The organism is Variovorax sp. (genome assembly GCF_965279555.1).
Taxonomy (GTDB): Bacteria; Pseudomonadota; Gammaproteobacteria; order Burkholderiales; family Burkholderiaceae_C; genus Variovorax.
Genome location: NZ_OZ257247.1, coordinates 3378043 through 3397574, shown reverse-complemented (window position 1 = coordinate 3397574; position 19532 = coordinate 3378043). Strand labels below are relative to the sequence as shown.

At 65.8% G+C, this 19532-nt stretch carries 17 protein-coding genes; all 17 read right to left on the bottom strand.

Features of this window, described 5'->3' with window-relative positions; translation table 11 throughout:
• Window positions 1-17: 17 nt before the first annotated feature.
• The 17 genes from ACQY8B_RS16070 to gyrA all read right to left on the bottom strand — a co-directional run bounded on the left by ACQY8B_RS16070 (window position 18) and on the right by gyrA (window position 19491).
• Window positions 18-368, bottom strand: coding sequence for a Na+/H+ antiporter subunit C (locus ACQY8B_RS16070; RefSeq protein WP_422087628.1), 351 nt, complete (start codon window positions 366-368; stop codon window positions 18-20).
• Window positions 368-3310: a monovalent cation/H+ antiporter subunit A gene (locus tag ACQY8B_RS16065; protein WP_422087627.1), complete on the bottom strand. Its 2943-nt coding sequence runs from the start codon at window positions 3308-3310 to the stop codon at window positions 368-370. Before ACQY8B_RS16065 ends, ACQY8B_RS16070 begins: the two co-directional genes overlap by 1 nt.
• Before the next feature lie 86 nt (window positions 3311-3396).
• Window positions 3397-3774 (bottom strand): fluoride efflux transporter CrcB, encoded by a 378-nt coding sequence (gene crcB / locus ACQY8B_RS16060; protein WP_422087626.1) that lies wholly within the window; start codon window positions 3772-3774, stop codon window positions 3397-3399.
• 31 nt (window positions 3775-3805) lie between these two features.
• A complete protein-coding gene (locus ACQY8B_RS16055) occupies window positions 3806-5107 on the bottom strand; it encodes a TRAP transporter large permease (protein WP_422087625.1) in 1302 nt (433 codons plus the stop codon).
• A complete protein-coding gene (locus ACQY8B_RS16050) occupies window positions 5100-5609 on the bottom strand; it encodes a TRAP transporter small permease (protein ID WP_422087624.1) in 510 nt (169 codons plus the stop codon). The genes ACQY8B_RS16055 and ACQY8B_RS16050 overlap by 8 nt, the downstream gene beginning before the upstream one ends.
• Before the next feature lie 21 nt (window positions 5610-5630).
• Entirely contained in the window at window positions 5631-6599 is a 969-nt protein-coding gene (locus ACQY8B_RS16045) for a TRAP transporter substrate-binding protein (RefSeq protein ID WP_422087623.1), read from the bottom strand.
• A gap of 145 nt (window positions 6600-6744) precedes the next feature.
• On the bottom strand, window positions 6745-7065 hold the full coding sequence (locus ACQY8B_RS16040) for a ComEA family DNA-binding protein (RefSeq protein WP_422087622.1): 321 nt from the start codon (window positions 7063-7065) through the stop codon (window positions 6745-6747).
• 137 nt (window positions 7066-7202) lie between these two features.
• Window positions 7203-8372, bottom strand: coding sequence for a lipopolysaccharide assembly protein LapB (gene lapB / locus ACQY8B_RS16035; RefSeq protein ID WP_422087621.1), 1170 nt, complete (start codon window positions 8370-8372; stop codon window positions 7203-7205).
• Window positions 8362-8703, bottom strand: a complete 342-nt coding sequence (locus tag ACQY8B_RS16030; protein WP_422087620.1) for a LapA family protein — start codon at window positions 8701-8703, stop codon at window positions 8362-8364. Before ACQY8B_RS16030 ends, lapB begins: the two co-directional genes overlap by 11 nt.
• Window positions 8704-8760: 57 nt before the next feature.
• Window positions 8761-9087, bottom strand: coding sequence for an integration host factor subunit beta (locus tag ACQY8B_RS16025; RefSeq protein WP_093236803.1), 327 nt, complete (start codon window positions 9085-9087; stop codon window positions 8761-8763).
• A gap of 71 nt (window positions 9088-9158) precedes the next feature.
• The gene (gene rpsA / locus ACQY8B_RS16020) at window positions 9159-10847 is read right to left on the bottom strand and encodes a 30S ribosomal protein S1 (RefSeq protein ID WP_422087619.1); all 1689 of its coding nucleotides are present in this window, start codon (window positions 10845-10847) and stop codon (window positions 9159-9161) included.
• 204 nt (window positions 10848-11051) lie between these two features.
• Window positions 11052-13064: a bifunctional 3-phosphoshikimate 1-carboxyvinyltransferase/cytidylate kinase gene (locus ACQY8B_RS16015; RefSeq protein ID WP_422087618.1), complete on the bottom strand. Its 2013-nt coding sequence runs from the start codon at window positions 13062-13064 to the stop codon at window positions 11052-11054.
• Between the two features lies 1 nt (window position 13065).
• Window positions 13066-13956 carry a prephenate dehydrogenase gene (locus tag ACQY8B_RS16010; RefSeq protein WP_422087617.1) on the bottom strand — a complete coding sequence of 297 codons (891 nt, stop codon included), beginning with the start codon at window positions 13954-13956 and terminating at the stop codon, window positions 13066-13068.
• 20 nt (window positions 13957-13976) lie between these two features.
• A complete protein-coding gene (gene pheA / locus ACQY8B_RS16005; RefSeq protein ID WP_422087616.1) occupies window positions 13977-15101 on the bottom strand; it encodes a prephenate dehydratase in 1125 nt (374 codons plus the stop codon).
• 29 nt (window positions 15102-15130) lie between these two features.
• Window positions 15131-16198 (bottom strand): 3-phosphoserine/phosphohydroxythreonine transaminase, encoded by a 1068-nt coding sequence (gene serC, locus ACQY8B_RS16000; protein ID WP_422089059.1) that lies wholly within the window; start codon window positions 16196-16198, stop codon window positions 15131-15133.
• Between the two features lie 69 nt (window positions 16199-16267).
• On the bottom strand, window positions 16268-16849 hold the full coding sequence (locus tag ACQY8B_RS15995; RefSeq protein ID WP_422087615.1) for a DUF2059 domain-containing protein: 582 nt from the start codon (window positions 16847-16849) through the stop codon (window positions 16268-16270).
• On the bottom strand, window positions 16846-19491 hold the full coding sequence (gyrA, locus tag ACQY8B_RS15990; protein WP_422087614.1) for a DNA gyrase subunit A: 2646 nt from the start codon (window positions 19489-19491) through the stop codon (window positions 16846-16848). The genes ACQY8B_RS15995 and gyrA overlap by 4 nt, the downstream gene beginning before the upstream one ends.
• Window positions 19492-19532 lie beyond the last annotated feature (41 nt).

The following is a 19532-nucleotide window of genomic DNA, read 5'->3' as shown; positions in this document are numbered from 1 at the left end:
CAGGTGAAAAACGTCCGTCACTCTGCCTCCTGCCGTTCTTCACCGTCCACATGGTCGGTGCCGGTGAGGCCGCGCGAGGCGAGCATCACGACGAGGAACAGCGCAGTCATCGCGAAGCCGATCACGATGGCCGTGAGCACCAGCGCCTGCGGCATCGGGTCGGCCGTGTTGGCCAGCGTAGCTTCGAAGCCCTTGATGAGCACCGGCTCGCTGTCGACCTTGAGCCGGCCCATGCTGAAGATGAACAGGTTGACCGCGTAGGAGATCAGCGTCAGGCCCATGATGACCTGGAAGGTGCGCGGGCGCAGCAGCATGTAGACGCCCGAGCCGGTGAGCACGCCGATGGCGAGTGCGAGCACGGCCTCCATCAGCGGGCCCCTCCGGCGGCGAGGGCGGCCGCTTCGGCTTCTTTCTCGGCCTGTTCGTCGGCCCAGCGGTGGCTTCGTATGGACTGGTGGGCCAGCGCGGTCAGGATCAGCATGGTGGCGCCGAGCACCAGCGCGAACACGCCGATGTCGAAGAAGAGGGCGCTGGGCACGTGCACTTCGCCCAGCAGCGGCAGGTGCAGGTGCGCGGTGTGCGTGGTCAGGAAGGGGTAGCCGAACACCACCGCGCCGCTGCCGGTGGTGAGCGCGAACAGCAGGCCGATGGCGATCCAGCGGCGCGGGTAGATGCGCAAGTGCTCTTCCACCCACTCGGTGCCCGACACGATGAACTGCAGCACCAGCGCGACCGACATCACCAGCCCGGCGACGAAGCCCCCGCCCGGCGCGTTGTGGCCGCGCATGAAGAAGTAGACCGACACCAGCACCGCCAGCGGCAGCACCAGCCGCACCAGCACGGCCGGCACCATCAGGTAGCCCACGGCGGTGTCCTTGGCGCGGCGCGGGTTCAGCAGGTCGCTGCTGCCGTCGTCGACCTGCAGGCGTTGCTGTATCGGCAGCGCCATCGATTCGATCGCGGGGCGAAAGCGCCGCAGCAGCGCATAGACGGTGAGCGCCACGATGCCCAGCACGGTGATCTCGCCGAAGGTGTCGAAGCCGCGGAAGTCGACCAGCATCACGTTGACGACATTGGTGCCGCCGCCTTCGGTGAGCGCGCGTTCGAGGAAGAAGGGGGAGATGCTCTGCGGGAAGGTCCGCGTCATCATGGCCCAGGCCAGCGCGGCCATGCCGCCGCCGGCGATGGTGGCCACCAGCAGGTCGCGCCCGCGCCGGCCCCACGGTCGCAGCCGCGCGCGTGCAGTTTGAATGACGTCCTTGCTGCGCATCGGCAGCCAGCGCAGGCCCAGCAGGATCAGCACCGTGGTCACCGCCTCGACCACCAGTTGCGTCAGCGCGAGGTCGGGCGCGGAAAACCAGATGTAGGTCACGCACGAGACCAGCCCCGCGCCGGAGGCGAGCATCAGCGCCGCGAGCCGGTGGAACTTGGCCTGCCAGGCGGCGGCCACCGCGCAGGTGCCGCCGATGAGCCAGGTCATTGCGAACATCGGCGAGAAGGGCAGCGGCTCGCGCGTGCCGGGCGCTGCGGGCGTGGCCCATAGTGAGGCGGCCGCGCCCGCCACGGCCACCACCACGAGCAGCAGCAATTGCCACTGCATGCGCTTGGTGCCGAACAGGCGGCGGCTGCGGCGGCCGGCTTCGCTCAGCAGCGCGAGCAGGTGCTCGAAGATGACCTGGCCGTCGAAGCGGTGCAGCAGCGGTGTGTTTTCAAGGCCGCCGCCCGCGCGCTGGCGGCGCTGCAGCAGGTACAGCATGGCGCCGCCCAGCAGTGCCACGAAGCTCATCACCAGCGGCAGGTTGAAGCCGTGCCACACGGACAGGCTGTATTCCGGCAGCGTGCCGCCGACCACGGGCGATGCCGCGGCCGCGAGCATCGGGCCGACGGACCATGCCGGCGCCACGCCCACCACAAGGCACACCAGCACCAGCAGCTCGACCGGCACGCGCATCCAGTGCGGCGGCTCGTGCGGGTGCTTTGGCACCTCGTCGCCGCAGGGCGGGCCGAAGAACACGTCGAACACGAAGCGCGCCGAATACGCCACGCTGAAGATACCGGCGATGGTGGCGATCACCGGCAGGCTGAAATCGACCCACGGTGTCGCCTGGATGAACACCGTCTCGGCGAAGAACATTTCCTTCGAGAGAAAACCGTTGAGCAGCGGCACGCCGGCCATCGAGGCGCTGGCGATGATGGCCAGCGTGCCCGTGATGGGCATGAGCCGCATCAGGCCGCTGAGCTTGCGGATGTCGCGCGTGCCGGTCTCATGGTCGATGATGCCGGCCGCCATGAACAGCGAAGCCTTGAAGGTCGCGTGGTTCATCACGTGGAAGACGGCGGCCACGGCAGCCAGCGGGCTGTTCAGCCCCAGCAGCAGCGTGATGAGTCCGAGGTGCGAGATGGTCGAGTAGGCCAGCAGCGCCTTCAGGTCGCGCTGGAACATGGCGATGAAGCCGCCCAGCAGCAGCGTGATGGCGCCAGCGCCGCCCACCAGCCAGAACCATTGCTCGGTGCCCGAGAGCACGGGCCACAGCCGCGCCATCAGGAACACGCCCAGCTTCACCATGGTGGCCGAATGCAGGTAGGCCGACACCGGCGTGGGCGCGGCCATGGCGCGCGGCAGCCAGAAGTGGAACGGGAACTGCGCGCTCTTGGTGAAGGCGCCGAGCAGCACCAGCACCAGCGCGGTCGGGTAGAGCGCATGCGCGCGGATCAGGTCGCCCGAGGCCAGCACCACGTCGAGTTCGTAGCTGCCGACGATGCGGCCCAGCACCAGCACGCCGGCCAGCAGGCACAGCCCGCCCGCGCCGGTCACGGTGAGCGCCATGCGCGCGCCGCGCCGCGCGTCGCGGCGGTGGTGCCAGTAGCCGATCAGCAGGAAGGAGAACAGGCTGGTGAGCTCCCAGAACAGCACCATCTGGATGAGGTTGCCCGAGAGCACCACGCCCATCATCGCGCCCATGAACGCGAGGAAGAACGAGAAGAAGCGCGGCACCGGGTCGGAGGCCGACATGTAGTAGCGCGCGTAGAGCACCACCAGCGCGCCGATGCCCAGCACCAGCATGCAGAACAGCCATGCGAAGCCGTCCATGCGGAAAACGAGGTTCAGGCCGAGAGCCGGGAGCCATTCGATCTCTTGGCGCAGCACATTGCCGTGCGCGATCTGCGGAAAGAACCATGCGGCCTGGATGGCGCAGCCCAGCGCGACGAGCCCCGCGAGCGTCGACTCCCTGTTGCGCGCGTTGGAGGGCATCAACGCGGCCAGCACGCTGGCAATGAATGGGAGTGCGACGAGAAAGACCAGGGGCATTGTGGTTGATTCTATCGGCGGCCCCTATCAAAGGCCTTATCTATAACCGCAAGACATAAGGCAGTTTTCAGGTTTTCATGAAGGGGTCAACCCGAGAACGCCTGCACTGTGCGTATGCCGAGCCATGTCAGGAAGAGGGAGCCTCCAAGATGCGCCGCCGCGGTGAGCATTGCCACGCCGAGCCGGCCTTCGAGCAGCATGGTCGTGACTTCGGCCGAGAAGCTCGAGAAGGTGGTGAGGCCGCCCAGGAAGCCGGTCACCAGGGCCAGGCGCCAGACTGGATCGAGGTTGGGCAGGAGCTGGAACGTGGCAATGGCCAGCCCGATGAGGTAGCCCCCGATCAGGTTGGCGGCCAGGGTGCCCCAGGGCATGAGCCCGCCGGCGCCGAACCAGAGGGCAAGGCCCCAGCGCGACAGGGCGCCCAGCGAGGCGCCGACACAGATGGCAAGAACCGGAAGCAGCATCTGGCTATTGTCGCGCCGCTCCACGGGCGCCTCAGGGCGCCATCTGCTGCGGCAGCCAGGTCACCAGCTGCGGCACGAAGTAGATGATCAGCACGGCCGCCACCATCAGGAAGAACATCGGCAGCGTCACGCGCGCGATGTAGAGCAGGTCCTTGCCCGTCATGCCCTGCAGCACGAACAGGTTGAAGCCTACCGGCGGTGTGATTTGCGCCATCTCGACCACAAGCACGATGAAGATGCCGAACCAGACCGGGTCGATGCCGGCCGCGGTGACGGTCGGCATGATCACGCCCATGGTCAGCACCACCATCGAGATGCCGTCGAGGAAGCAGCCGAGCACGACGTAGAAGGCGGCCAGCATCAGGATGAGCTGGAACTTCGACAGGCCGAGCGAGCCGATCCATTCGGCCAGGTGCCTCGGCAGGCCGATGTAGCCCATGGCCAGCGTGAGGAAGGCAGCGCCCGCGAGGATCAGCGCCATCATGCAATACAGCCGCGTGGCGCCGAGCAGCGCTTCCTTGAAGCTGTGCCAGTTCAGCGAGCCCTGCACGCCCGAGATGACCATCGCGCCGACCACTCCCACGGCAGCCGCCTCGGTTGCCGTGGCGATGCCCGCGTAGATCGAGCCGAGCACCGACAGGATGAGCAGGGCCACCGGAATCAGCGACATCGAGGCCTTGAGCTTTTCCACGAAGGGCAGCTTCGCGTCGGCGGGCGGCACCCGGTCGGGGTGGCGCAAGGCCCAGAACACGATGTAGCCCGAGAACAGCACCGCGAGCAGGATGCCCGGGATCACGCCCGCGATGAACAGCCGCGCGATCGACACGTCCGCGCTCACCCCGTAGACGATCATGATGATCGACGGCGGAATCAGCAGGCCGAGCGTGCCGGCGCCGGCCAGCGTGCCGATGACCATGTCGTCGGGGTAGCCGCGGCGCTTGAGTTCGGGCAGGCTCATCTTGCCGATGGTGGCGCAGGTGGCCGCGCTCGAGCCCGACACGGCCGCGAACACCGCGCACCCCACCACGTTGGTGTGAAGCAGCCGCCCCGGCAGGCTTTGCATCCAGGGCGCGAGGCCCTTGAACATGTCTTGCGAGAGCCGTGTGCGAAACAGGATCTCGCCCATCCACACGAACAGCGGCAGTGCGGTGAGCGTCCAGCTCGAGGCCGATCCCCAGATGGTCACGGCCATGGCGTCCCCGGCTGGGCGGGACGAGAAGATCTGCATGGCGATCCATGCCACGCCCGAGAGCGTGAGTCCGATCCAGACGCCGCTGCCCAGGATGAGGAACAGCGCGGCGATCAGGAGGCCTGCAACGGCGATGTCACTCATGGCGAAGCGCCTCCGTCTCGGCGGCCTTGGCGGGGCGGCCGCGCCACTCGATCACGAACTCGTCCAGCGACGCAACGGCGAACACGATGGCGCCGAGCGCCATCGACAGCTGGGGCAGCCACAGCGGCGTGGCGTCGTTGCCGGTGGAGATGTCGTGGTAGTCGAACGATTGCCAGGCCAGGCGCACGCTGTACCACGCAAAGAGCAGCGCGAGCAGTGCTGCGGCACCCATGGCCCAGCGTTCGAGCCAGCGCTGGGCTGCGGGCGGCAGGTTCTGCAGCACCAGCGTCACGCGGATGTGCTCGCCGCGCTTGAGCGTGTGCGAGAGCGCCAGGAAGCCCGCGCCGGCCATGAGGTAGCCGGCGTAGGCGTCGATGCCGGGAATGTTGAAATGGAGTTGGCGGCCAAGGATGGACAGGAGCACCATCGCCAGCAGGCCGACCATGAAAAGCGCCGCCAATGCGGCGGCGCTCATGTAGAGAAGATCAAGCGTCTTGCGCATCGGGTGCAGCTCGAGCCCGCCTCACATCTTCTTGTAGGCGTCGACGACAGCCTGGCCTTCGGCGCCGGCCTTCTCGGTCCACTCCTTGATCATGGTGTCTCCGACCTTCTTCATGTCTGCCTTGAGCTGCGCCGAAGGAACGTGCACCGTCATGCCGTTCTTCTTGAGCAGGTCGAGGTATTCGAGGTTCTTCTTCTTCGACAGGTCCCATCCGCGCTTCTCGGCATCCGCCGCGGCCTTGAGCACCGCGTCTTGCGTGGGCTTGTCGAGCGCGTCGAAAGCCTTCTTGTTCATGAGCACCGCGTTCTTCGGCAGCCAGGCCTGGGTGTCGTAGAAATTCTTGATGTATTCGTAGGTCTTGGTGTCGTAGCCGGTGGAGCCCGAGGACATGTACGACTCGATCACGCCGGTGGCCATGGCTTGCGACAGCTCCGCCTGCTGGACCGTGACGGGCTGCGCGCCGACGAGTTCGCCGATGCGTGCGGTGGCGGGGCTGTACGCGCGCCACTTCACGCCTTTCAGGTCGGCCGCCGATGCGATTTCCTTCTTCACGAAGATGCCTTGCGGCGGCCAGGCCACCGTGTAGAGCAGCACGATGCCTTGCTCGGCCAGCTTCTTCTCGAGCGCAGGCTTCTGTGCCTGGTAGAGCTTCCATGCGGCGTCGTAGCTGTCGGCGAGGAACGGAATGCCGTCGGCGCCGAACATCTGCCATTCATTCTGATAGTTCACCAGGAGGATCTCGCCGAGCTGAGCCTGGCCGCCTTGCACCGCGCGCTTGATCTCGGGCGCCTTGAACAGCGAGGCGTTGGAGTGCACCGTGATCTTGAGCTTGCCGCCGCTGCCCTTGTCCACGTCGCTCGCGAACTGGGTGATGTTCTCCGTGTGGAAGTTGCTCGCCGGGTAGGCGGTAGGCAGGTCCCACTTGGTTTGCGCGAAGGCTGCGGCGCCGAGGGTCAGGCCAACGAGGGCAATGCCGAACTTGTGATTCATGAGCGCTCCGGAACGTATGAAAGTGAAAACGAAAATGAGCATACGTGCAAATTCCGGGCCATCTCTGAGGCATTTCCCTGCCTCGGCGCGCGCATGAAAAAGCCGCCCGGAGGCGGCTTTGCTCTGCATGGATGCGAGTGCGGGATCAGGACTTGGCGGCCTTCGGCGCCTTCGTTTCCTTCGAGGCCGCGGGAGCGGCGCCGTCGAAGCTCTTGCCGTTGACTGTCAGGCCGTCTGCCGACAGCTTGGCGGCCTTCTTTTCCTTCACGCCCTTCACGCGCTGCATGAAGTCGGGCCAGTCCTTGAATTCCTTTTCCTTGCGCGCGTCGATGATGCGCTTCGACATGGAGGGCCCGACACCCTTGAGGCCGTCGAGTTCGGCGACGGTGCCTTTGTTGGCATCGACCGCTGCGAACGAGGTGATGGCGAACAGCATGGCCGTGGTGGCCAACAACTTCTTGAACATTTGAAAACTCCCTGTGATTTGTTGATGTGACAGACAGCCGACAAGCACGTCGGCCCGGGCACAACGGGGTCAGGGAGCGGAGCGTTGACGCCCTTGGACCGCAATGGCCTCAGGGTGACTATTGTTCTGAATTGTGGTCAGAGTTCTTCCACGCGGCGGGGTGGATAGCTGTCCCACGCCTGGCAACCTGGGCAGTGCCAGAAGTACTGGTGCGCCTCGAAGCCGCAGGCCGCACAGCGGTAGCGCATCAGCGGGCGGGTGGCTTGGTCGAGCGCACGCTGCACCTGCGGATGGAACTGCTCGTGCTCGAAGCGTTCGCCAGCGAGCCAGCGCGATGCGGCCACCAGCGAAGGCTGCTGCGCGAGGTGGGCAATGTAGCCGTCGCGCGGCGTGGGCTGCGGATCTTCGGCGGTGGCGGAGGGCGTGCCGCCGAGTGCGATCAGCGCCTCGAGCACGTCGATCGATGGCGATTCGACATAGCGCCGCTGCAGCAACGCGAGCGCCTCGCCTTCGCGGTGTGCGCCGACGGCCGCCTGCTGCAGCGTGGCGGCATAGAGCGGCAGCGCGAGCGGCGCGGTTTCGCTGAGCGCCACGAGGGTGTCGAAGGCCGCGGCCGGTTCGCTCTTGCGCAGCTGAAGATTGGCGGTGTCGATGGCGGGACGCGGCGCCTGCGGCGCCAGCTCGACGGCCTGCGCGAGCAGCTTGGTGGCGCCGGGCAGGTCGCTGGCAGCGACGCGTTCGGTGGCCTGCTCGCAAAGGTGGTGCGCGCGTCGCGTGGCGTAGCTCGCCTGATCGGACTCGTCGAGCTTCTGGGCCACGTCGGCGGCTTGCGCCCATTCGCGCGAGCGCTCGTAGATGGCCAGCAACGACAGCCGGGCCTCGTTCTCGTAGCGCGTGCCTTCGAGTTTCTGCAATGCGGCTTCGGCGCGGTCGAGCAGGCCGGCGCGCAGGAAGTCCTGCGCCAGCGCGTGCTGCGCTCGTTCGCGGTCGCTGCGGCTGAGGTCGCCGCGGCCCAGCAGGTGCTCATGCACGCGCACGGCGCGCTGGTATTCGCCGCGGCGGCGGAACAGGTTGCCGAGGGCGAAGTGCAGCTCCTGCGTGTCGGGGTCGTTCTGCACGGCCTCGATGAAGGCGTCGATGGCCTGGTCCTGCTGCTCGTTGAGCAGGAAGTTCAGGCCGCGAAAGTAGGCCTTGGGGGCTTGCCTGTTCTCGAGCTTGAGCTGGCGGATGTCGAAGCGCGATGCAAGCCAGCCCAGCACGAAGGCGATGGGCAGGCCGATCAGCAGCCAGCTGGGATCAAAGTCCATGTTGACGTACGGCGGGAAGGTCGGGGGCGGAAGTGGGCTGGGCCGCTGCAGGGGCGGTCACGGCCGCCGATGCCACGGCGGGGGACGGTGTTTCGGAAGGAACGGCAGGCAATTGCGCCGCCGCTGTGCGGTGCTTCCACCAGCCCGGCAGCATGCCGAGCGCGCCCACCACGAGCCCGCCGGCAAAGGCCGCGAGCACGACGAGCACCAGTGGTGCTCGCCAGTAGGTGCCGAAGAAGAAATAGACGGTCGCGTCGTGCTGGTTGTTCAGCGCGAAGGCGAAGAGCGTAAAAAAAATGGCTGCCTTGAGCAGCCACAGGAGGTATTTCATAGCCGTTCCCGTTGCCGGGAGCATTCTACGTTTGCAGGCATTCTCATCGTCTGCGATTCAGGCCTTGCGGGCCTTGGCTTCCTTGCCCGCGTCCAGTTCGGCTGTCTTGGCATCCACGGCCTCGCGCAGCGCCTTGCCGGGCTTGAAGTGCGGCACCCGTTTTTCGGGAATCTGCACGCTCTCGCCCGAACGCGGGTTGCGGCCGATGCGCGGCGGACGGCGGTTGACCGAGAAGCTGCCGAAGCCACGGATCTCGATGCGGTGCCCGCGCACCAGTGCGTCGCTCATCGCGTCGAGGATGGTCTTGACGGCGTATTCGGCGTCGCGGTGCGTCAGTTGCGCAAAGCGGGCTGCGAGTTCTTCGACGAGGTCTGAGCGGGTCATAGGCCAAACAAAAACGTGGACGAAAAAAAAGACAGAGCGGCCCCAGGGCCTGCTCTGTCTCCGGACTCAGCTTACTTGTTTTCGCTGTTGTCGAGCTTGGCGCGCAGCAGTGCGCCCAGGCTGGTCGTGCCCGCGTTTTCGCGTGCCGACTGCTGGCTCAGGCTGGCCATGGCGCCTTGTTCGTCGACCATGTCCTTCTGCTTGATCGACAGCTGGATGTTGCGGGTCTTGCGATCCACATTCACGACGATGGCGGTGACTTCGTCGCCTTCCTTCAGCACGTTGCGGGCATCTTCGACGCGATCGCGCGAGATTTCCGAAGCACGCAGGTAGCCGATGATGTCTTCGCCGAGGTCGATTTCAGCGCCGCGGGCGTCAACCGTCTTGACCTTGCCGGTCACGATCTGGCCCTTGTCGTTCACGGTGGTGAACGTGGTGAACGGGTCGCTGTCGAGCTGCTTGATGCCCAGCGAGATGCGCTCGCGGTCGACGTCCACGGCCAGCACGATCGCTTCGACTTCCTGGCCCTTCTTGTAGTTGCGAACGGCGGTTTCGCCGGCTTCGTTCCACGAGAGGTCGGACAGGTGAACCAGGCCGTCGATGCCGGCAGCCAGACCCACGAACACGCCGAAGTCGGTGATCGACTTGATCGGGCCCTTGACGCGGTCGCCACGCTTCGTGTTCTGAGCGAACTCTTGCCACGGGTTGGCCTTGCACTGCTTCATGCCCAGGCTGATGCGGCGCTTGTCTTCGTCGATTTCCAGGACCATGACTTCGACTTCATCGCCCAGGGAGACGATCTTGTTCGGAGCGATGTTCTTGTTGGTCCAGTCCATTTCGGAGACGTGCACCAGGCCTTCGATGCCGGGTTCGAGTTCGACGAACGCGCCGTAGTCGGCAATGTTCGTGACCTTGCCGAACAGGCGGGTCGATTGCGGGTAGCGGCGCGAAACGCCCATCCACGGGTCGTCGCCCATTTGCTTGAGACCCAGCGAGACACGGTTCTTTTCGGTGTCGAACTTGAGGATCTTGGCGGTGATTTCCTGGCCGGCCTGAACGACTTCGCTCGGGTGGCGGACGCGGCGCCATGCCATGTCGGTGATGTGCAGCAGACCGTCGATGCCGCCGAGGTCCACGAACGCACCGTATTCGGTGATGTTCTTGACCACGCCGCGCACGACTGCGCCTTCCTTCAGCGTTTCCATCAGCTTGGCGCGTTCTTCGCCCATGCTGGCTTCGACCACGGCACGGCGCGACAGCACAACGTTGTTGCGCTTGCGGTCGAGCTTGATGACCTTGAATTCGAGGGTCTTGTTCTCGTACGGGGTCAGGTCCTTGATCGGACGCGTGTCGATCAGCGAGCCCGGCAGGAACGCGCGGATGCCGTTGACCAGGACCGTGAGGCCGCCCTTGACCTTGCCGCTGGTGGTGCCGGTGACGAAGTCGCCAGATTCCAGCGCCTTCTCCAGGGCGAGCCACGAAGCCAGACGCTTGGCGGTGTCGCGCGAGAGGATGGTGTCGCCGTAGCCGTTTTCAACGCTGCCGATGGCAACGGAAACGAAATCGCCGGCCTGAACTTCGAGTTCGCCCTTGTCGTTCTTGAACTCTTCGATCGGCACATACGCTTCGGACTTCAGACCGGCGTTGACGACGACGTGGTTGTGTTCGACACGCACGACTTCGGCCGTGATGACCTCGCCGGTGCGCATTTCGGAACGCTTCAGGGACTCTTCGAATAGGTCGGCAAAAGATTCAGACATTTATGGTTCCTTCCGTCAGGCAGGGTTGGCAGGCGCTCATGCGAAATTGCGTGCGGCTGCTGTGGGTCTGTAGACGGCGGTTTTGTGGGCTTTTTGGATATAAACCCGGGTTGGTTGAACAACCAGCAGGCCGGTGCGCTGTCGCGCGAAGAGAGCCTGCTGGAGCGGTATGCGCCTTTGGATATTCCGTCTGGCGCCAGCTTTTCAAGCGGACTTGAAAGGCTGTACTTGCTGCCACCAGTCCAACACCTGATCGATCGATTGCTCGATGGACAGCTGGGAGTTGTCGAGATGGCGGGCGTCCTGCGCCGGCTTGAGGGGGGCGACGCTGCGGGAGGAATCCCGGGCATCACGCGCTTCCAAGTCGGAGCGAAGACTGTCGAGTGTAGTCGAAATACCCTTTGAAATCAACTGCTTATGGCGCCGTTCAGCGCGCTCGGCGGCGCTGGCCGTGAGGAACACCTTGAGCGCCGCATCGGGGAAGATCACGGTGCCCATGTCGCGGCCGTCGGCCACCAGGCCGGGCAGCTGGCGAAAGCGCTGCTGCAGGGCCAGCAGCGCCTCGCGCACGGCGGGCAGCGTGGAGACGCGGGAGGCGTCCATGCCGGCAGCCTCGGTGCGGATCTCGTCGCTGACGTCTTCGCCGGCCAGCAGTACCTTGCCTTCGGTGAACTGCAGGGGCAGGCCCGCGGCGAGGGCGGCGATCTGCGCTTCGTGCTGGCTGTCGGCGCTCAAACCGGCGCGGCGCATGGCCAGGCCGGTCACGCGGTAGAGCGAGCCCGAATCGAGGTAGTGGTAGCCCAGCAGCCGCGCCACTTCGGCCGCCAGCGTGCCCTTGCCGGAGGCGGTCGGACCGTCGATGCAGATCACCGGCACCTCCGAGGCCTCGGCCACCGAGAACAGGGTCTCGAAATAATCGGGGAAGGTCTTGGCGACGCAATGCGGGTCGAGCACGCGCACGGGTACCCCTGCCGGGTTGAACGCCGCGAGCGAGAAACACATGGCCACGCGGTGGTCGTCGTAGGTGTGGATGCTCGCCGGACGCCAGCCGGCCTGCGCCAACGGGTGCACGCGGATGAAGTCCGGCCCGGCCTCGACGGCGGCGCCGAGCTTCTTCAGCTCGTTGGCCATGGCATCGATGCGGTCGGTTTCCTTCACGCGCCAGCTCGCGATGTTGCGCAGCGTGGTCGGGCCGTCGGCATACAGCGCCATGACGGCCAGCGTCATCGCCGCGTCGGGGATGTGGTTGGCGTCGATGTCGATGGCCTTGAGCGGCCATGCGCCGCGGCGCACCTCGAGCCAGTTGGGGCCGCTGTCGACCTGCGCGCCCATCTGGCGGGCAGCGTCGATGAAGCGGATGTCGCCCTGGATCGAATCGGCGCCCACGCCCTCGATGCGGACGCCGTTCTTGCCGGAAACGCCGGTTGCAATGGCGCCCAGTGCTATGAAATAGCTAGCAGAAGAGGCGTCGGCCTCGACGTGGATGTCGCCGGGCGAGCTGTAGCGGCTGCCGGCCGGAATGGTGAATCGCTCCCAGCCGTCGCGCCGCACCTGGATGCCGAAGCGCGCCAGCAGGTTCAGCGTGATCTCGATGTAGGGCTTGGAGATCAGCTCGCCGACCACCTCGATCACGATGTCGTCAGCGGCGGCCAGCGGCAGCGCCAGCAGCAGCGCGGTCAGGAACTGGCTCGACACGTCGCCGCGCACGCGGATCGGGGCGTCGAGTGCCAGCTCGCCGTGCGGCACCGGGTGGATGCGCAGCGGCGGGTAGCCGGGGTTGCCGAGGTAGTCGATGCGGCAGCCGAGCTGGCTCAGCGCATCGACCAGGTCGCCGATGGGGCGCTCGTGCATCCGCGGCACGCCGCTCAGCTCGAATTCGCCGCCCAGCAGCGACAGGGCGGCCGTCAGCGGGCGCATCGCGGTGCCGGCATTGCCGAGGAACAGCGGCAGCAGCGTCTCGTTGGGCTTCAACTGGCCGCCGAGGCCGGTGATGCGCAGGGTGTTGCCGTCGGGATCGATGCCGCAGCCGAGCGCGCGCAGCGCGGTGAGCATCACGCGCGTGTCGTCGGAATCGAGCAGGTCGTGGATGGTGGTGGTGCCGCTCGCGAGCGCCGCCAGCAGCAGCACGCGGTTGGAGATGCTCTTGGAGCCCGGCAGCCGCACCGTGCCGGCCGCGCCCGCGAGGGGCGGGAGGTCGAGGAAGGTGGTCGAGAACATCTCAGTTGTCCTGCTGCTGCGACGAGGTGTCGGTGGCCGGCTTCCAGGCTGCCCGGGCCTTGCTGGCGGTGGCGATGGCTTGCTCCAGCGCTTGCAGGTCGCCCGCGGCCATCAGCGCTTCGAGATCGTCCAGTGCCTTGCGGAAAGCCTGCGACTGCTGCAGCACCTGTTCGCGGTTGGCCAGCAGCACGTCGCGCCACATGACCGGGTCGCTCGCGGCGATGCGCGAGAAATCGCGGAAGCCCGGGCCCGCGAGGCTCAGGAAGCGGTCGCCCTGGGGCTGGGTGGCGATGGCATTGGTGTATGCGAAGGCCAGCAGGTGCGGCAGGTGGCTCACGGCGGCGAAAGCGGCGTCGTGCTCTTCGTGCGTCATGGTGACCACTTGCGCGCCGATGCCGCTCCACACTTGGGAGGCCCGCTGCACGTTGGAGCGCAGCGTGGTCTTCACGGGCGTCAGCACGACCTGGCGGCCGGTGAAGAGCGAGGCCTCGGCATGCTCGATGCCCGACAGCTCCTTGCCCGCGATCGGGTGCGCCGGCACGAAGTTCGCGAATTGGCGCTGCAGCCCGTTGCGGGCGGCTTCGATCACGTCGCCCTTGGTCGAGCCGACGTCCATCACGAGCGTTTCGCTCGCGATGCCGTGGCGGATGGCCTTGAAGGTGGCTTCCGACGCGGCCACAGGCACCGCCAGCAGCACGATGTCGGCGCCCGACACCGCCAGCAGCGCTGAAGGCGCCGCCACGTCGATCACGCCGAGCTGGCGTGCCCGCTCGGTGGTGGAGGGCGACTTGCTGTAGCCCACCACGCGTTTCACCAGCTTCGCGCGCTTGAGCGCGAGCGCGAAGGAGCCGCCCATCAGGCCGCAGCCGATCAGTCCCAGTTGTTCGAACATGCTGTGTGTCTGCCTGCCGCTCAGGCTTTGACGGGGTAGGCGCCCAGCACCTTGTAGAAGGCGCAGAGTCCGCGCAGCTCGGCCAGCGCCGCGGCCACGTTGGGCTGCGAGGGGTGGCCGTCGAGGTCGATGTAGAAGTAGTACTCCCACTGGCCGGTGCGCGCGGGGCGCGACTCGAAGCGGGTCATCGACACGTTGTTGGCCTTCAGCGGAACGAGCAGGTCGTGCACCGCGCCGGGCCGGTTCGGCACCGAGACGATCAGGCTGGTGCAGTCGCGGCCCGAGGCCGGAGGCATGGCCAGGGTCTGCGGCAGGCAGATGACGGAAAAGCGGGTGCGGTTGTATGAGTCGTCCTGGATGGCGTGCGCCACGATATGCAGGCCGAAGCGGGTGGCGGCGCGTTCGCCGGCCAGCGCGGCCCAGGCCGGATTGGTCGATGCGAGGCGAGCGCCTTCGGCGTTGCTCGACACGGCGCGCCGTTCGGCATTCGGCAGATGCTTGGACAGCCAGGTCTGGCACTGTGCCAGCGCCTGCGGATGGGCCAGCACGGCTTCCACGCCTTCGAGCGAGTTGCTGCTTCGCAGGAGGTGGTGGCGCACCAGCAGGCTGACTTCGCCGACGACATGGGTGGGCGAGTGCAGGAACAGGTCGAGCGAGCGCGTCACCACGCCTTCGGTCGAGTTCTCGACGCCGACCACGCCGTACTGGGCGCTGCCGGCGGCCGTGGCGTGGAACACCTCGTCGAAGCTGGCGCAGTAGATCAGGTCGGCGGCACCGCCGAAGTACTCGATGGCGGCCTGTTCGCAGAAGGTGCCCTCCGGGCCCAGAACGGCAACGCGCTGCGGTGATTCGAGCGCCAGGCAGGCCGACATGATTTCGCGCCAGATGGCCGCCACATGGAGGTCCTTGAGCGGACCGCCGTTGCTCTTCTGCATCTTGTCGATGACCTGCGCCACGCGATCGGGGCGGAAGAACGGCGTGCCCTCGCGCTTCTTGACCTCGCCGACCAGCTCGGCCACATGGGCCCGCTCGTTGAGCAGGCTGAGCAGGCGCTGGTCCAGCGAGTCGATCTGCACGCGCAGATCGGACAGGCTCTCGGAGTTATCGGAAGAAGAGGAGGGTGGTGTGGAGTCGGAGGCGGTCATCGGTGCGGGCAACTGAGCGGAGCATGCGCCTAGGCATGCGATCGCTCGAATTCTCGCATGTAGCCCACCAGCGCCTGCACCCCTTCCAGCGGCATGGCGTTGTAAATGCTGGCGCGCATGCCGCCGACCGACTTGTGGCCCTTGAGCTGCAGCAACCCGGCTTCGCGTGCACCGGCCAGGAAGGCTTCGTTGCGGCCTTCGTCCGCCAGGAAGAACGGCACGTTCATGCGCGAGCGGCAGCCGGCGTCGATGCGGTTGGCGTAGAAGTCGGAGCCGTCGATGAAGTCGTACAGCAGCTTCGCCTTGGCGATGTTGCGCTGCTCCATGGCCGCGACGCCCGTGAGATCGCCTTCCTTTTGCTGCAGCAGCCACTGGAACGTGAGCCCAGCCATGTAGATGCCCCAGGTCGGCGGGGTGTTGTACATGGAGTTGTTGTCGGCCACGGTCTTGTAGTTGAACGCGCTCGGGCAGATTTCGAGGGCATGGCCGAGCAGGTCGTCGCGCACGACGACGATGGTCAGGCCGGCCGGGCCGAGGTTCTTCTGTGCGCCGCCGAAGGCCAGACCAACGCGGCTCCAGTCGACGCTGCGCGAGGCGACGTGCGACGAGAAATCGATGACCAGCGGGGCATTGCTGCCGAGCGCTGCCAGGTCGGGTAGTTGCTGGAACTCGATGCCGTTGATGGTCTCGTTGGAGCACACATGCACGTACGAGGCGTCCTTGGACAGCTGCCAGGTCGCGGGATCTGGCAACTTGGTGTGCTGGTCGTCGGCATTGCTGGCAACCACGCGCGCGGTGCAATAGCGCTGCGCTTCCTTGTGCGACTTGGCGCTCCAGCTGCCGGTGATGACGAAGTCGGCGGTCTTGCCGCGCGACAGGTTCAGCGGAACGATGGCGTTCTCGCCGAGGCCGCCACCCTGCATGAACAGGATGTGGAAATTGGAGGGCACGGCCAGCAGCGCACGGATGTCGGCTTCGGCCTGTGTGCAGATCGAGCCGAATTCCTTGCCGCGATGGCTCATTTCCATCACGCTCATGCCGCTGCCGTGCCAGTCGAGCATTTCGGAAGCGGCGCGTTGCAGCACCGCCTCCGGCATGGCAGCCGGACCGGCCGAAAAGTTGTAGGGGCGCTTGCCGGCCGGCGTCTGCTGCTGGGTCACGTTGCTTTACTTCTTGGCTGGTGCCTTGGCCGGGGCCTTGGCGGCGGGGGCGGGAGCATCGGTCGGGGCGCCGAGGGCCTTGGCGACGTTTTCGTCGAGAGCGCGCATCTTGGGCTCGATGGTGGCGCGCGTGTCGGCCACCAGCTTTTCCGTCAGGGCGGTCTGCATCTTCGGGTTCAGTTCCTGGTACTTCTTGCTCAGGGGCGAGTTGATCCAGGCCAGCAGTTGCTTGAGCTCGTCTTCGCTGAAGTTCTGCTCGAGCAGGGGGGTCAGGGCGCCAGGAGCCAGTTGCACTGCCTTGTCGCGCACGATCGGGTAAGCGTCGTCGAAGTACTTCTTCAGCTCGGCGTCGGCGGCCTTGGCGGCTGCCTCACGCTTGGCTTCCGGCACCTGCGTCTGCAGGTACTGCGAACCCGCCTGTGCGATCGGAGCGCTCGATTGCTCGACCAGGCCGCGCGCCAGCGATTCGATGCCGGGGCGCTGGATGTCGATGAACTGCTTGATGAGCGTGGCCTTGTCCTGGGCCATTGCGGCCATCGAACTGCTAGCCAGGGCGACCGTCAGAAGTGCGAGTTTGATTTTTTTCACTGAGGATTCTCCGTTGAAGATGAGGAAGTATCGTCCGCGTCAGGCTCGATTTCGCCATTCGCGTCGTTTTCGACGATACGTTGCAGCCCGCTGAGTTTGGCGCCTTCGTCAAGCCCGATCAGCGTGACGCCTTGCGTCGCACGACCCAGTTCGCGAATTTCGGCAACCCGCGTGCGTACAAGCACGCCCTTGTCGGTAATGAGCATGATCTCATCATCCGAATGCACGAGTGTGGCGGCAACGACCTTGCCGTTGCGCTCACTCTGTTGAATCGCGATCATGCCTTTGGTTCCGCGGCCGTGGCGCGTGTATTCCGTAATGCTTGTGCGTTTTCCGTAACCGTTTTCGGTCGCGGTGAGCACGCTTTGCTGCTCGTCCTCGGCCACCAGCATGGCGATCACGCCCTGTCCCGGATCGAGCGACATGCCGCGCACGCCGCGTGCATTGCGACCCAGCGGGCGGACGTCTTCCTCGTCGAAGCGCACGGCCTTGCCGCCGTCGCTGAAGAGCATCACGTCGTGCTTGCCGTCGGTCAGGGCGGCGCCGATCAGGTAGTCGCCCTCGTCGAGGTTCACGGCAATGATGCCGCCCTTGCGGGGGTTGTTGAACTCGTCGAGCGCGGTCTTCTTGACCGTGCCCATCGAGGTCGCCATGAACACGTACTGGTCGGCCGGGAAGGTGCGCTTTTCACCGGTGAGGGCGAGGGCGACGTTGATCTTCTCGCCTTCCTGCAGCGGGAACATGTTGACGATCGGGCGGCCGCGCGAGCCGCGCGAACCCGCCGGCACTTCCCACACCTTGAGCCAGTACAGCCGGCCGCGGTTCGAGAAACACAGGATGTAGTCGTGCGTGTTGGCGATGAAGAGCTGGTCGATCCAGTCGTCGTCCTTGGTGGCCGTGGCCTGCTTGCCGCGGCCGCCGCGCTTCTGGGCACGGTACTCGCCCAGCGGCTGGCTCTTGATGTAGCCGCTGTGCGAGAGCGTCACCACCATGTCGGTCGGGGTGATCAGGTCTTCGGTCGAGAGGTCGTAGGCGCTGTGCTCCACCAGGCTGCGGCGCGCGCCGACCTTCGACTGGCCGAACTCCTGCTTGATGGTGCCCAGCTCGTCGCCGATGATGGTCGAGACGCGCTCGGGCTTGGCCAGGATGTCGAGCAGGTCGTCGATCTCGGCCATGACGTCCTTGTACTCGGCCACGATCTTGTCCTGCTCGAGGCCGGTCAGGCGCTGCAGGCGCATCTGCAGGATTTCCTGGGCCTGCGTGTCCGAGAGGCGATAGAGGCCGTCGCCGCCCATGCCGTACTGGCGCTCGAGGCCTTCGGGGCGATAGTCGTCGGCGTTGATCACGCCGCCGTCTGCGCGCGAGCGCGTGAGCATTTCACGCACCAGCTTGCTGTCCCAGCTGCGCGTCATGAGCTCGGCCTTGGCGACCGGTGGCGTGGGGGATTCGCGGATGATGCGGATGAACTCGTCGATGTTCGCCAGCGCCACCGCCAGGCCTTCGAGCACGTGGCCGCGCTCGCGTGCCTTGCGCAGGTTGAAGACGGTGCGGCGCGTGACCACTTCGCGGCGGTGCTGCAGGAAGACCTGGATCAGGTCCTTCAGGTTGCACAGCTTGGGCTGGCCGTCGACCAGCGCCACCATGTTGATGCCGAAGGTGTCCTGCAGCTGCGTCTGCTTGTAGAGGTTGTTGAGCACCACTTCAGGCACTTCGCCGCGCTTGAGCTCGATCACCAGGCGCATGCCCGACTTGTCCGACTCGTCCTGGATGTGGCTGATGCCTTCGATCTTCTTCTCGTGCACCAGCTCGGCCATGCGCTCCTGCAGCGTCTTCTTGTTGACCTGGTAGGGGAGCTCGTCGACGATGATCGCCTGGCGCTGGCCGCGGTCGATATCCTCGAAGTGGCACTTGGCGCGCATCACGACCTTGCCGCGGCCGGTGCGGTAGCCGTCCTTCACCCCGTTGATGCCGTAGATGATGCCGGCGGTGGGGAAGTCGGGCGCCGGCACGATTTCCATCAATTCGTCGATGGAGGCTTCGGGGTTGCGAAGCAGGTACAGGCAGGCGTCGACGACCTCGTTCAGGTTGTGCGGCGGGATATTGGTGGCCATGCCGACCGCAATACCGCCGGAGCCATTGACCAGCAAATTGGGCAGCTGGCTCGGCAGCACCTTCGGCTCTTTCTCGGAGCCGTCGTAATTGTCCTGAAAGTCGACAGTTTCCTTGTCGATATCGGCCAGCATTTCGTGCGCAATTTTGGCCAGCCGGATTTCCGTATAGCGCATTGCGGCCGCGTTGTCTCCATCGACCGACCCGAAGTTGCCCTGGCCGTCGACCAGCATGTGGCGCATGGAGAAGTCCTGGGCCAGCCGGACGATGGTGTCGTAGACCGACTGGTCGCCGTGCGGGTGGTACTTACCGATCACGTCACCGACGATACGGGCCGACTTCTTGTACGGCCGGTTCCAGTCGTTGTTGAGTTCGTGCATCGCGTAGAGCACGCGCCGGTGCACCGGCTTGAGGCCGTCACGGGCGTCGGGAAGCGCTCGGCCGACGATCACGCTCATGGCGTAATCGAGATAGCTACTGCGCATTTCCTCTTCAAGACTGATGGGCAGGGTTTCTTTTGCGAAGGAGGTCATGAACGAGGTGCTGGCGGCAGGAAGGCGAAATTTTACGCTGT